The organism is Marinococcus salis (assembly GCF_054971365.1).
This window is the reverse complement of sequence record NZ_JBQOJB010000005.1, coordinates 123660-136197: the sequence shown is the minus strand read 5'-3', so window position 1 is coordinate 136197 and position 12538 is coordinate 123660. Positions and strand designations below refer to the sequence as shown.

17 protein-coding genes are annotated in these 12538 nt (G+C 45.4%); 13 read left to right on the top strand and 4 right to left on the bottom strand.

Annotation, left to right across the window (positions count from 1 at the left end):
* The first annotated feature begins 1 nt into the window (after position 1).
* The 4 genes from ACTTK6_RS06765 to ACTTK6_RS06750 all read left to right on the top strand — a co-directional run bounded on the left by ACTTK6_RS06765 (position 2) and on the right by ACTTK6_RS06750 (position 1499).
* Positions 2–307: a gas vesicle protein K gene (locus ACTTK6_RS06765; RefSeq protein ID WP_079475237.1), complete on the top strand. Its 306-nt coding sequence runs from the start codon at positions 2–4 to the stop codon at positions 305–307.
* A gap of 73 nt (positions 308–380) precedes the next feature.
* Positions 381–707 (top strand): gas vesicle protein, encoded by a 327-nt coding sequence (locus tag ACTTK6_RS06760; protein ID WP_198951236.1) that lies wholly within the window; start codon positions 381–383, stop codon positions 705–707.
* Positions 708–718: 11 nt separating this feature from the next.
* Positions 719–946: a hypothetical protein gene (locus ACTTK6_RS06755; RefSeq protein ID WP_462833034.1), complete on the top strand. Its 228-nt coding sequence runs from the start codon at positions 719–721 to the stop codon at positions 944–946.
* A gap of 97 nt (positions 947–1043) precedes the next feature.
* A complete protein-coding gene (locus ACTTK6_RS06750) occupies positions 1044–1499 on the top strand; it encodes a YkvA family protein (RefSeq protein ID WP_079475240.1) in 456 nt (151 codons plus the stop codon).
* Positions 1500–1550: 51 nt separating this feature from the next.
* Here the strand turns inward: ACTTK6_RS06750 and ACTTK6_RS06745 are convergent, their stop codons facing one another.
* Together ACTTK6_RS06745 and ACTTK6_RS06740 are read right to left on the bottom strand one after the other, a co-directional pair.
* A complete protein-coding gene (locus tag ACTTK6_RS06745; protein WP_079475241.1) occupies positions 1551–2099 on the bottom strand; it encodes a shikimate kinase in 549 nt (182 codons plus the stop codon).
* Between the two features lie 90 nt (positions 2100–2189).
* Entirely contained in the window at positions 2190–3539 is a 1350-nt protein-coding gene (locus ACTTK6_RS06740) for a hypothetical protein (protein WP_462833033.1), read from the bottom strand.
* Positions 3540–3644: 105 nt separating this feature from the next.
* Here ACTTK6_RS06740 and aroD point away from each other — a divergent pair, with 105 nt between their 5' ends.
* From aroD to ACTTK6_RS06715, 5 genes are all read left to right on the top strand, one after another.
* Positions 3645–4421 (top strand): type I 3-dehydroquinate dehydratase, encoded by a 777-nt coding sequence (aroD, locus tag ACTTK6_RS06735; RefSeq protein WP_094908263.1) that lies wholly within the window; start codon positions 3645–3647, stop codon positions 4419–4421.
* Positions 4422–4578: 157 nt separating this feature from the next.
* Positions 4579–4923, top strand: a complete 345-nt coding sequence (locus ACTTK6_RS06730; protein WP_158219112.1) for a nuclear transport factor 2 family protein — start codon at positions 4579–4581, stop codon at positions 4921–4923.
* Between the two features lie 61 nt (positions 4924–4984).
* Positions 4985–5599: a hypothetical protein gene (locus ACTTK6_RS06725; RefSeq protein WP_462833032.1), complete on the top strand. Its 615-nt coding sequence runs from the start codon at positions 4985–4987 to the stop codon at positions 5597–5599.
* Positions 5600–5710: 111 nt separating this feature from the next.
* Entirely contained in the window at positions 5711–6073 is a 363-nt protein-coding gene (locus tag ACTTK6_RS06720; RefSeq protein ID WP_143745409.1) for a hypothetical protein, read from the top strand.
* 13 nt (positions 6074–6086) lie between these two features.
* Positions 6087–6527, top strand: a complete 441-nt coding sequence (locus ACTTK6_RS06715; RefSeq protein WP_179124049.1) for a PH domain-containing protein — start codon at positions 6087–6089, stop codon at positions 6525–6527.
* A gap of 307 nt (positions 6528–6834) precedes the next feature.
* On the opposite strand, the gene ACTTK6_RS06710 is transcribed toward ACTTK6_RS06715, so the two are convergent.
* Positions 6835–7104 carry a glutaredoxin family protein gene (locus tag ACTTK6_RS06710; RefSeq protein WP_158219110.1) on the bottom strand — a complete coding sequence of 90 codons (270 nt, stop codon included), beginning with the start codon at positions 7102–7104 and terminating at the stop codon, positions 6835–6837.
* Between the two features lie 219 nt (positions 7105–7323).
* Between ACTTK6_RS06710 and dinB the strand changes: the two genes are divergently transcribed.
* The gene (dinB, locus tag ACTTK6_RS06705; protein ID WP_462833031.1) at positions 7324–8442 is read left to right on the top strand and encodes a DNA polymerase IV; all 1119 of its coding nucleotides are present in this window, start codon (positions 7324–7326) and stop codon (positions 8440–8442) included.
* Between the two features lie 18 nt (positions 8443–8460).
* On the opposite strand, the gene ACTTK6_RS06700 is transcribed toward dinB, so the two are convergent.
* On the bottom strand, positions 8461–9096 hold the full coding sequence (locus ACTTK6_RS06700) for a YIP1 family protein (RefSeq protein ID WP_462833030.1): 636 nt from the start codon (positions 9094–9096) through the stop codon (positions 8461–8463).
* A 53-nt stretch (positions 9097–9149) separates the two neighbouring features.
* Here ACTTK6_RS06700 and ACTTK6_RS06695 point away from each other — a divergent pair, with 53 nt between their 5' ends.
* The 3 genes from ACTTK6_RS06695 (at position 9150) to ACTTK6_RS06685 (ending at position 12009) form a co-directional block, all read left to right on the top strand.
* Entirely contained in the window at positions 9150–9419 is a 270-nt protein-coding gene (locus ACTTK6_RS06695; RefSeq protein ID WP_462833029.1) for a hypothetical protein, read from the top strand.
* A 77-nt stretch (positions 9420–9496) separates the two neighbouring features.
* Positions 9497–10273 carry an alpha/beta fold hydrolase gene (locus tag ACTTK6_RS06690; RefSeq protein ID WP_094908300.1) on the top strand — a complete coding sequence of 259 codons (777 nt, stop codon included), beginning with the start codon at positions 9497–9499 and terminating at the stop codon, positions 10271–10273.
* 272 nt (positions 10274–10545) lie between these two features.
* Positions 10546–12009, top strand: coding sequence for a catalase (locus tag ACTTK6_RS06685; protein ID WP_462833028.1), 1464 nt, complete (start codon positions 10546–10548; stop codon positions 12007–12009).
* The last annotated feature ends 529 nt before the right edge of the window (positions 12010–12538 follow it).

The window sequence follows — 12538 nt, the reverse complement described above, 5'->3', positions numbered from 1 at the left end:
GATGGAAAATAATAATCCGCAAGTAACGGAAGCCCAGCAGCCGACCGGGCGCATATCATTAGATCCAGACAAAGCAGAAGAAGGTCTCACACAGCTGGTGATGACGGTAGTGGAGCTGCTGCGTGAGCTGGTGGAGCGCCAAGCGATGCGAAGAGTCGAAGGCGGCGATTTAACAGAGGAGCAAGTCGAGCAGCTTGGTGTAGCGCTCATGCAGCTGGAAGACAAGATGGAAGAAATGAAAGAAATCTTTGGCCTTACGACAGAAGATTTGAACATTGATCTTGGACCTTTAGGAAACTTACTGTAGGCTTCAAAATATGGTTTAAAGAAGGGATTATGTTATGGCTGAAAAACCTGTACAACGCTCAGTGCCCGAGCAAATGGAAAGACCGTCAGGCGGTCTCGTAGACATTTTGGAAACAGTACTGGATAAAGGCGTCGTCATTGCCGGGGACATTAAAGTAAATATTGCAGATGTGGAGCTTTTGACAATTAAGATCCGGCTGGTCGTCGCCTCGGTGGATAAAGCAAAAGAAATGGGCATCGACTGGTGGGAAACAGACCCGCACTATTCTTCCAATGCTAAAAGGCTCGAAGAAGAAAACCAGCGTCTGCTTGAGCGGGTCGAGCAGCTCGAAGATAACCAGCAGACGGAAAGCGAAGAGCAGCAGGCGACAGCACAGAATAAAAACAAAGCCGAAAAGTGAGGTGAACGTACGTGATTTTCCGTGATCTGTCTAAAGATATCGGCCAACTGGTACAGGACCTGCAGAACCAGGAGAAGTCGCAGGTTCAGCGTACAGAAGAACGAACGTTTGGAAAAGGCGAAAACGCACCGAAGCTTCAAATGGAATATAATATGAAAGCACGAACGCTGCCATCGAAGGAAGAAATGGAAGAATACCGAAAAGAAATCAAACAGCGGGATAAGGACCGCCTGGAATAAACAGGCGATATCCTGCAGGAAAGCTTCCTCCGGGGACGCCGGTTCCTCTCCGGAGAAGCGGTACATATCCATATTAACTAATAAAGGAGCTTGGGACATGGCAAAAGAGAAAAAGCGTCGGAGCTTTTTAAGAAAGAAAAATATTGACGAATCAACGCTGAAGGAGCGTTTAAGGCGCTTGAATCCACGGGCAAAAAAATACGCGAAGAACCCAAAAGAGACGGAGAAACTGCTGCGTCAGGCGAGAGAAAAAGCGGATGAAAACCAGAGTCCGCTGAAAAACGTATGGCAGGAACTGCAGCTGATGCTCGAAATGCTCCGTGCCTGGTGGAAAAAAGAGTACCAGCATGTGCCGTACAAATCGATTGTAGCCATTATTGCGGGTCTCATATACTTTGTATCTCCAATTGACCTGGTGCCGGACTTTCTTCCAGGCGGCCTGATTGATGATGCCGCCGTTATCTCGTTTGTCTTTAAACAGGTGCAAAAGGACCTGGAGGACTTTAAAGAGTGGAAATTGCAGCGTGATAATACGATTGATGCAGATGAATAGCAGTCAAAAAGCTCCAGCCGCATTTAAATCGTCGGCTGGAGCTTTGCTTGTTTATTCGTATAATTTCCAGGCTGTTTTTAAGGAATTAGTAATATAATCTGCTATTTCTTCTGGGGAGTCTTTGCCGATAGTCACTTTGGAATGATGGCTGGCGTAAGCCGCCTGCCTGCTATAGAATAATTCTTCAATATCTTCGAGCGAACGTCCTTGAAGAACTGGGCGGTCCGCCATTAGCAGGTGAATGCGCTCTTTCCAGGAATCCCACGGCATATCCAGATAAAAAACAGTGCAGTTGTTTAAACAAACATCCCGAATTTCTTCCTGCATGAAAGCTCCGCCGCCAAGAGAAATAACCTTCAAGCTTTGATTGGCATATTTATTCACCAGTTCTTTCTCCTTCTCCCTGAACGCAGGCTCCCCGAGCAATTTAAATACATCCGGCACAGGCATTTGGAACTTTTTTTCAATCTGTTCATCGATATCAATAAAGGATCTGTATAGATTTTGAGCGACCAATCTTCCAATGGTTGTTTTACCAACCCCCATAAAGCCTATAAATACTATGCTTTTTTCCCGTAAAGATTTTTCTTTTATCATCATATGTCTGCACTCTTTCGTTAATAAAATGAGGTAGTCAGCGAAATGTACCGTGATTATAATACAGTTTTCAGCAAAAGTAAAAACCAGGCACTACATGAGGAGCTGAAGAATATAGGCGAAGCTCATCGTAAACAGCATGTATCCAATCACAAACGGCAGATTCCACAAGCCCAGCCGGTACGGGTTGGTATGGAGATGATAACCGACGATGGAAACAGAAATATTAAACGGGCTGAACATGACAGGACTTAAGCTGCAGACAATGAGAACAAGAGCCAGTGGGATCGCTTGGAGGTCTGCAAGTGAAGGAGCAATAATTTCTGCCAGCAGAATAACAGACACAAGCGGGTGAAAGCCGATAAAGCTTGAAATGAGAAAATAAGCACCAACCAGCAGGTAAAAAATAAAAACCTGCTGATGCATGGACGTGAACAGCTGCTGCAGTAGCTCAAATAGAGAAGTCCCTGCAAGCATTTGAACGAATAGTCCGGCACTCAAAAACATGAAAAAGAAATTCGCCATCCCTTTGGTTCTTGTCTTCCATTGGTTAAAAGCAAAAAAGGCGTATCGGCGCAGGCGTTTAATGAAAGCTGCCCATAAAAAAGATACAGGAGCAATAAACAAAACGAGAGTAAATAAATAATCAAAACCGGACCACTGATTAACAATACTGACACAGGTGACGAGAAGCAAAAGCAAAACGATCAACTGTTTGATCTTTCTGCCAGTGGTGCCGGAGTGATCAGCCTGATCATCTTCAGACTGGAGGCGCAATTTAGGATACTTAAAAGAAGCTGTCAGAATATCAAACAAAATGACTATGATAACGATCGTAATAATAAATGGGAAAATGTAAATGTAACTTTGTCCGGTTATATTTAAAGCTGTAATAACCATGATTTCCAGGGGGCTCCAGGCGAGACAAAGGGCGTAAGCCCGGAGCAGGTTCTGTGTATAAAACTTTGCTTTTACTTTTTGAGGAATCGAGGTGAAGGTCCGGTCCAATGTGCGCATCAATACAGCAAATGTAGCAATATTTAAAAAAAGCCCGAGCACATGGCATACAAAGAAACTCCGCCTGTACAACTGAGTAACGGTATCTGCGCCCTGTTCCATAAATTTTCGAAGGCCGTGATCGTACTTCCCTACCCGTATGACTGAATTGAGAAAGGGAAGCATGAAAAAGAATGAAAGAATGCCGAGCATTGTTTGAAACGACAGAAAATAATCCTGCCAGGAAGCGCCGGTCTGAAAAAATAAAATAGTCCCGATGGCGTAGAAGGCAATACCGGAATAAAAGAACAGCCCTTTCGCAAAAAACAGGGAAATAAATATAACAATATTTGCAAGTATACCGGTAAATAAAGAAAAGCCCGGTATAGACAAAAACTGTGAAAGAATATATACGAAGATTAATAAAGAATATATGTATAAGCGCAAATGCTGTTCCTCCAATTTCCAGTTGATGACACGCAAGAGTATGATAGCATATTAGTTACATATATGGAGACGATCTAAACATTTATCATTTGAGTGGGGGAGCATATGACCAATCGAAAGTATCAAACGCTGCAAATAGGAAACAAATCCTACAGTGCTTCTCGGCCGATGATCTGCGTGCCTTTAACAGGAGAGACGACAGAAAATTTAGTTGAAGAGCTGCAAACGATAAACTTAGCGCAGGCGGATGCCATTGAATGGCGCGCTGACCATTTTAAGAATTTAAAAGACATACAAGCTGTGCGTCAGGTGCTGCAGATCCTGAAGCAAAAAGCTCCGGGGTGCCTGCTTTTATTTACTATTCGATCTGCCCAGGAAGGCGGTGCTGACCGCCGCCTGACTGATGAAGAAACGATAGAGTTAATTTTAGAGGCAGTACATTCAAAAAATACAGACATAGTGGATATAGAAGGCAGAATGAGCAGTGAACATATAGCAGCTGTCTATCAAAAAACCAGGGAATGCGGAGTGAAAATGTTAATTTCACATCATGATTTCTCAAGAACGCCGGCAGCCCGTGAAATGAATCGTTGGGGTGAAGAGGCTGAAAGAAACGGGGCGGACATTGTAAAAATGGCGGTTATGCCAAACCGTAAATCAGACGTATTGAATCTTTTAGGAGTGCTTGCTGAATTGAGCGAAAAGTTGACTATTTGTACCGCAGCAATGGCCATGGGCCCTGCTGGGATCGCTTCCCGCCTGGTTGGGCATTCATTTGGCTCTATGATGATATTTGCTTCTGGAAAAGAGAGCTCCGCCCCGGGACAAATCCCGCTCGAGGAAGCACGCCTGGTAATTGATATCGTTAATAAATATTCATAACGGGCAGCTTTTTCATCGGTTTCATCAGCTGAAAACCAAAATAATCATTATGAATCGGTAATAAAAGTTGAAAAGTTTGTGGAAAAACCCGTATCATTTGATATAGATGCGGGTTTTACGTGTGCTCAGATCGTGCCGACAAGGAGGGTGGAAATGGATGGAAGACATACGCCAGCTCGAGGAAGACTTATTAAAGCCGAGTATTCGGCGGTCAGCGGTGGAAGTGAGCCGGCTGTTGGCAGAAGACTTCCAGGAAATCGGAGCGTCCGGCCGGATTTTCACCCGGGAGGATGTGATTTTCGGCCTGGAGGAGGAGCGTCCCGTGCATAGAGCAGTAGCTGACTATAAAACAAAACCGCTTTCGGAACATTTATATTTAGCGACCTATACGGTAACGAGCGAACTGGGCACCTCGCTGCGGAGCTCTATATGGCGAAAGACGAATTCAGGCTGGGAGCTTGTGTTTCATCAGGGAACGCCGAAAAAAGCGAACCAGCCTTAAAATCAAAATACAAAAACTATTTCCAGCACGAGCACAGCCGGCTTGCAGAAGGACATTAGAGGTGAACAATATGGAACTGTTCCATTACCATTTTTGGACGACAGAAATAGAAAAAACAGAATCATTTTACAGCAGCCACGGGTTTGAAGTAGTGGGACGCTTTGCGCTGGAAAATTACCGCATCAAGCGTTACGACCCTCCGCTTATGTGGGATGATTTCCGTCATAAAGGGTTAACGTTTCGGATGATAGAAATGAGTCTTGGCCAGGTCCGGGTTACCTTCGGTGCGGGAAGGATAAATACGTTCGGCTACTTTGGCTACCGTGTAAACAACGAAGAGCATGCCAGCGTTCTTCAGCGTGCAAAAGAACACGGATGGGGCGTTAACAAAAAAGAACGCAGAACCTTTCTGCAGCCGTCCACCGGCCCGAAGATTCAGCTGGATTGGGCTAAAGAGCTCCCTATCGGCGGAAAAGAAGAACTGCAGTCCGTCGTCATTACGAGCCCCGAGCCGTATGATTCAGATGATTGGCTGACTGTTCTGGGTGCAGAAGCGGTGGTGCCTTCCTGGGAGGAAAAGCGTGCATTCGAGCTTGAAAAAGTGGTTATTCAGGGAGCGGAAAATACAGAGACGGTGCAGGACCCAAATGGAGTCTATTTGGAATTCCGCACGTAATGGAAGGAAGAATAGCAGAGTGAAATGTGTGATGGGGACCGTTCTGGGCCTTGCGTTGTTTGCTGCGAAGCCCAGAACAGCAAAAAGCAGGAAATAGGGAGCGAATACATCGTGGAGTCGTCATTTCGTCAACTGATTATTGTCATTTTATCCATACTTTCGACTGTGCGCCTGGTCTTCTTTTTTGTGCTGGACCAGCCGCTTATCGACGCTATGATGCCGCTTGCGTTCATGGTGTACTGGATGCTTATTTTATCGATAGCGGACAGCAGACAGTTATGGAGCGCAAAACGCGAATTAATCACTATTCTGGTAGCGACAGCTCCGGTATTGATTGTTTCGTTTATTGGAGTCGTAACAGAAGCGCACGCGATTTCTCTGCCGTTATTCACGAATTCGATGCTTTTAATAATTTTGATGCCGATTGTTTATAAGTATGGATTAAAACCGAATGACACTGATAAAAAAAATTAGAGGAGACCAGCGAATGGTGTTTCGAGCGAAAGGAAGCAGACTGTTGTCCGCGTTTGCGGTCATAGCCATCGTACTGTTGGGTTATTCCATTTTTCAGGCCCTGTTTATGTACGACGGCGGTCCGGGGACTATTCTGCGGGCTATAGTGGACGCAGTTATTATTATTTTAATTACCCAGATTGTGTTTTTCACAAAATATGAACTGCGTAAAGAGCACTTGGCGGTTCATGCATCTCTTCTGATACGCCTGCGAATTCCTTACGATTCAATTGAGCGGGTGGAGGAAGTGCCAGGATGGATTAAAGGAGCGACACCGGAGAGGCTGAAGGTGGTTTACCAGGAAGGGGCCCGTCACCAGCATATAACGCCGAAGGACGAAGCATTATTTCTGGAAAAGCTGGCTGCTAAAAATAAAAATATTAAAATGCCAAAGGAAGGACGGTTCATCCAGTGAACGGTCCTTCTTTATAATTTGTCATAAAATTTACGAAGGAAATAAAAACCAATAGAAGCCAGGATTATGCCGGCAACAATTACTGTCAGGACAAAAAGCACTGTAGGCACAAATCTCACTCCCCCTCTACACAGATTTTCCCTGTTATTGTTGTTTACCCCCGGGAATAAACTGGCAAGCCTCTTTATTTAAACGGTGGCACAGGAGGGTTTAATTCTGTGCTGTGCCGAAAAGAGGTTTGTATGCTTTCATCCTCGATAATATAAAAAAGCACTGGCGTAAAAACCAGCGCAGTACGCTAATGGCATTAGTGGCTTTGGCCGGAAATGCCTGTAGCTGTGACAATCGTTTTTATTTTTTTAAGATTTGGGCCAACAACCTGGTGTCTTTTGTCATCTGCAGTAATAATAGTGATAGGAACAAATTTTTCATTTAATGCGCCGAATTCCTGGTTCGCCTGAGGGTCGTTTACAATATCTTTCTCAATATAAGAAATGCGGTTTTCCTGAAACCAGCCTTTGACTTTAGCGCAGGAGGAGCAGTTGGGCTGGGTGAAAATCTGAACTTCATAATTCATATACATTCCTCCAATCGGGCATGCTTGTAGTACGACGCCGTTGTGTTTGTACGGTTATGATAGTATATCAAAGTGCCTTAGAACGCAATGGAAAGGCCTGTAGCCTGCCTCAGGAAAACTTTTTACTCGGCATCAAACAAGAACATACGTTTGTGAAAGGCGTTGGGAAACGGTATAATAGAAGAAACAGAAAGCTGCGCGCATAAGGGGGCGTAGGAAATGAAGAAGGAAAGACAAAAACTCCGAAAAATAATTCATATTGATATGGATGCTTTTTTTGCATCTATTGAACAGCGCGATCAGCCCCATTTGCGAAACAAGCCCCTGGTAGTTGGAGGTTCTCCCTGGTCAAGAGGGGTGGTGGCTACGTGCTCTTATGAAGCCAGGCCATATGGTATTCACTCAGCCATGTCTTCCTATGAAGCATACCGAAGATGTCCACAAGCCATTTTTATTAAAGGAAATATGGAAAAATACAGGGAAGTTTCACGTGAACTCATGGGCATATTTCACGACTGTACAGATTTAGTGGAGCCCCTTTCCCTTGATGAAGCTTATCTGGATGTGACGGAAAACCATTGGAACATGCCGTCTGCTACGCACGCAGCGAAGGAAATACGGAGAAGGATTTATCAAAAAACCGGTCTCACTGCCTCAGCCGGTGTTTCATACAATAAATTTCTTGCAAAAACCGCTTCAGATTACAATAAGCCGGACGGCCTGACGGTAATTACTCCGGATCGTGCAGATGCTTTTGTGAAAGCTCTTCCCATCGGGGATTTCCGGGGGGTGGGAAAAGTGACCAAACGGAAATTCGATTCGCTCGGCATTCAGACCGGAGAAGATTTACAGCAGCTGAGCGAAGAGCGGCTCGTGGAATTGTTTCATAAGCAGGGCCACGTTTTTTACCGTCAGGCCCGGGGGCTCGACGAACGTCCGGTAAACCCGGAGAGAGAGCGAAAGTCGCTCGGAAAAGAAACCACGCTCTCCCAGGATCTTCTGCTTGTGCAGGATATGCTTCCGGTCATTGAAGAGCTGCTTGATCAGGTGCTTGCGCGGCTGACAAAAGACGGCATCAGGACTAAATGTATCGTATTGAAAATAAAATTTGCGAATTTCCAGCAAATTACCCGCCGGGCCACTCTTGAGCACGCAAGCAATGATCGTGCGGAGCTGCTTGAAGCCCTTCATCTTTTGCTCGAAGAAGGCGCCTCCGGAGGAGAGCCTGTCCGTCTGCTCGGAGTCACCGCCTCGGAATTTTACGGCCCGGGAGAGGTGACAGGAGGAAGAGGTAAAGTTTACAAAACAGTGAATTACGAACAGCTGCGTCTTTTTTAAGCGCAGCTGTTTTGTAGTTTAACCGGAAAAGACGCCGAAAGTGAAGATGGCGGTTACGGCTAAGAGCAGGACAATAATAAAAATAAGAAGAGTTAATAACAAGGCGAAAACGACAAATGCCCCGAAAGATTTGCCGCCGGAGAAGCCGGATGCAGCGGAGATTAAGTTCACCTGGATAACAACAGTCCAAACAGAAGCTGCCGTAACGAGGGCCGCTGCGACTCCTGTAAGCATGGTGACTGTGTCGTTGCCGCCTCCCAGCTGGCCAAGAAAAAGCAAAAAAATGAGCGGAAAAATAAAGGCCTGAGGAAAAAGGGAGAGCCCGTAAATCGTGCGGGCTTCGCGGGCTTTTATTCTGCCCTGGAACATTAATATAACAAGCTTTAAAATCAGTCCGTTCAAGTAAAAGGTGATGATTTGAAATAGAAGGAAGGCGGCAATTACTCCGGCAGCTGCCAAGGTGGTATACAGGGCAGAATTGGTCTCGAGCGGAGACATGTCGCGTGTGTTCTGGGCGAAGGCTTGAGAAAGCCCTGCGATAATAATGACTAACAGAGCTGTGAGGTGGAGCCTGGGGTCATCGCTTAATTGTTTGTACGTTTTTCGTGGCGAAGTAAACAAAGGTAACAGCCGCATAGGGTTCATAATAGTCATTCCCCGCTTTCATTTATACATCTTTTTTCCATCTGTCATTAGTGTACAATAGTTTGAAGGAAGAAAACAGAATACATAAGGAGTTTGAAAAGGGGGCGAGTCCTGAAGCAGACTTTGCCCGCTCTCTGAACCGTAGGCAGGCGACGGGACAGAATATTTTTATCGGAGGCGCCTCCTGGAGGGTGGATAATGTGCAGCCGGGGGAGGTGGCAGCGCGGGCCCGGACATGGAAAAGAAGCAGTTTGGCGGCCGAGGGGGTCTTTAATTACTGGTGGGAACCAGCACTGGAGGATAATTATTTTGCCGATAAGGAGTGGATATAAAAGCGCTTCGAGCTACCACTCCGGAAATGTCCTATGGTACAATTTTCCCAATGTAGTAGTTAGAAGGGATGGAAGAAATGGCGACGATGAGCAGTGCGGACAAAGTTACTCTGTATTATGAAGAAGCCGGCCAGGGCTTTCCTGTCATTTTTTTGCACGGCCTGACTGGGGACCATACAATGTTTGAACGTGAAATGAATCAGTTAAAAGGACAATTCCGTGTTATAGCCCTGGATATGAGAGGGCACGGAAGGTCGGACAAGCCTAAAGTGTATACATTGGAAGATCACATACAGGACGTGCTGCGAATGATGGATGAGCTTAATATTGAATCAGCTCATCTCGTTGGTGTTTCAATGGGCAGCTATATTGCTCAGGGCGTAGCTGTCGAAGCTCCGAAAAGAGTAGTAAAACTCGTTTTAACAGCACCTAAAGCACACGGTAGAACATCGTCCACTGCCCGTTTGTTTGCGGAGCACGAAGCTGAATTGAGCGGTCTTTCCCACCAGGAAAAATTAGAGAAAGCCTCGATGTATATCTATCACGATATTGGTAAAGTGCGGGATTGGTCAAAGCAGATCGAGGGCCGGGCGGTTGAGCTGAATGCTGAGCAGGAGCAGGCGGCATCCGATGCTTTGAAGGGGTTCGATTTTCGTGCCCAGCTGCCTTTTGTAGAGGCAGAATCGCTCGTGCTCAGCGGGAAATATGACGGGTTAAACCCTCCGGAATATGGAAAAGAAATAGCTGACCTTATTCCTGCCTGCCGTTTCGTGGAATATGAACATTCAGGCCATGGCATAAATGTTGAAGAACATGAACGCTTCGTCAAAGAAATCAGAGAATTTCTGGAATAAAGGTAAGTAAAAAGAGCAGAACACGATTACCCAACGTACAAGCTTGCTCTTTCGCCCAGAGAGTTCGAGAGCCGCTCTCATTTTCAATTAAGAAAGTAGATATTCAATTGAGTCGATAAAAAAGCCGGTATTCAAAGGCTTGAAGCTGCTTTTAAAGTATAAAATAGTAAAAGAGTTAAACTCCAGATTAAAATTGTTATAAAATAATATTGATTTTTATGTGGGTTATGTTATCATATGGAATATGAAAATACTTAAGAGGTGATGAAAGCATGGCTGATCGTAAAAATGTACAAACAACCGGTTCAGGTGCTCCTGTAGGAGATAACCAGAACTCGTTGACAGCAGGTACTAGAGGTCCTACTCTTATTCAGGACGTACACCTTTTAGAAAAACTTGCTCACTTTAACCGTGAGCGTATCCCTGAGCGTGTTGTACACGCAAAAGGCGGCGGCGCGCATGGTGTTTTTGAAGTGACAAACGACGAAATTTCCAAATATACTAAAGCTGATTTCTTAAGTGAAAAAGGCAAAGAAACACCAATGTTCATCCGTTTTTCTACAGTGGCGGGCGAATCCGGTTCAGCAGACACCGTACGTGACCCGCGCGGTTTTGCAGTGAAATTCTATACAGAAGAAGGTAACTACGACCTCGTAGGTAACAACACACCGATTTTCTTTATCCGTGACGCTATTAAGTTTCCGGATTTCATTCACACCCAAAAACGTGATCCGCAGACACACTTGAAAGATCCGGATATGGCCTTTGACTTCTGGTCCCTTTCTCCAGAATCGCTGCACCAGATCACGTATCTGCACGGTGACCGTGGTATTCCGGCAACATGGCGCCACATGAACGGTTACGGCAGTCACACGTTCAAGTGGGTTAACGATCAGGGAGAAGCATTCTGGGTAAAGTATCACTTTGTCAGTGACCAGGGCGTTAAAAACCTGGACGAGCCAACTGCAAATCAGATGGCAGGAGAAAACCCGGACTATCATACAGAAGATCTATTCAACGCTATTGAAGAAGGGGACTACCCTTCCTGGACGCTGTATGTACAAATTATGCCTTACGAAGACGCGCTTACGTACAAGTGGGATCCGTTTGACGTAACAAAAATCTGGTCGAAAGAAGACTATCCGCGTGTGGAAGTCGGCCGTATGACATTAAACAAAAACCCTGAAAACTACTTCGCAGAAGTAGAGCAGGCTGCGTTTTCACCTGGACACTTCGTTCCTGGTATCGAGGCTTCTCCGGACAAAATGCTGCAGGGACGCTTGTTCTCATACTCTGACGCCCACCGTTACCGCGTAGGTGCCAACCATGAACAAATTCCGGTTAACAAACCAGTAAGCGGCACAAACAACTACCAACGTGACGGCTTCATGCGTACAGACGACAACGGCGGCGGTTCGAAAAACTATGAACCGAACAGCTACGGCGGACCGACTGAAGACGCTGCAGCCGAAATCAGCCCGTTTGACGTAGAAGGCAAGGTGGCAAGCACTCCTTATCCTGACGACGATCATTATACGCAGGCTGGCGACTTGTACCGCATGATGAGCGAAGACGAAAAGCAACGTCTCGTTGATGCATTTGTAGGCCACATGAAACCAGTCCGTAAAGAAGAAATTATTAAACGCCAGTTGGAAATCTTCTACAAAGCGGACCCGGATTACGGCCGTCGTATTGCAGAAGGACTTGGCTATAAAGTACCACAAGAAGAAGCGTAAGCAGTACCAGCGTTTTGCGCAATCACCGATTTCAATTTTATGCATCATCCACTCACAACTTGCTCCCGTGCCTTTTAGGCACGGGATTTTTTTATGTAAAAAATCCCGGGACCCAGCTTCCATATTTTAAAAACCAGACGAAAGTGTCTGAGCGCATGGTATGATAAAGACAGCGAAAGAGTGTCAAGCATACACATCACAGATTTTCTACAATCCCATGGTTATTATTGGTCCCGGTGATTTCAATGGCTGCGGCGTATTCAGTCTCAGCTAAGCGGCTTTTGCTTTTCAAAAATGCTTCTCCTATTCCCGCCACTGGCCGGGAGAAAAGTTTAATCTATTCCAATTCAAAAATAATATATTGTAAATGCCAACATGGCGAACAGAATTATGTATAATAATGGTAATCTATTCATACAGCCTTCTCCAGATATGTATAAAAATCATACATTGGTCGTGCCCATGGATCCTTTTTATTGGCAGGAGAAGGATATGGAAAAGTCCGGAAAGAAGGTAGTAATGGAAAAGG

Bases quoted from the DNA above. Each gene is read 5' to 3' on its own strand.
- ACTTK6_RS06765 (WP_079475237.1), top strand. From the start codon at position 2: ATGGAAAATAATAATCCGCAAGTAACGGAAGCCCAGCAGCCGACCGGG.
- ACTTK6_RS06760 (WP_198951236.1), top strand. From the start codon at position 381: ATGGAAAGACCGTCAGGCGGTCTCGTAGACATTTTGGAAACAGTACTG.
- ACTTK6_RS06750 (WP_079475240.1), top strand. From the start codon at position 1,044: ATGGCAAAAGAGAAAAAGCGTCGGAGCTTTTTAAGAAAGAAAAATATT.
- ACTTK6_RS06745 (WP_079475241.1), bottom strand. From the start codon at position 2,099: ATGATGATAAAAGAAAAATCTTTACGGGAAAAAAGCATAGTATTTATA.
- aroD (WP_094908263.1), top strand. From the start codon at position 3,645: ATGACCAATCGAAAGTATCAAACGCTGCAAATAGGAAACAAATCCTAC.
- ACTTK6_RS06730 (WP_158219112.1), top strand. From the start codon at position 4,579: ATGGAAGACATACGCCAGCTCGAGGAAGACTTATTAAAGCCGAGTATT.
- ACTTK6_RS06715 (WP_179124049.1), top strand. From the start codon at position 6,087: ATGGTGTTTCGAGCGAAAGGAAGCAGACTGTTGTCCGCGTTTGCGGTC.
- ACTTK6_RS06710 (WP_158219110.1), bottom strand. From the start codon at position 7,104: ATGAATTATGAAGTTCAGATTTTCACCCAGCCCAACTGCTCCTCCTGC.
- dinB (WP_462833031.1), top strand. From the start codon at position 7,324: ATGAAGAAGGAAAGACAAAAACTCCGAAAAATAATTCATATTGATATG.
- ACTTK6_RS06700 (WP_462833030.1), bottom strand. From the start codon at position 9,096: ATGACTATTATGAACCCTATGCGGCTGTTACCTTTGTTTACTTCGCCA.
- ACTTK6_RS06690 (WP_094908300.1), top strand. From the start codon at position 9,497: ATGGCGACGATGAGCAGTGCGGACAAAGTTACTCTGTATTATGAAGAA.
- ACTTK6_RS06685 (WP_462833028.1), top strand. From the start codon at position 10,546: ATGGCTGATCGTAAAAATGTACAAACAACCGGTTCAGGTGCTCCTGTA.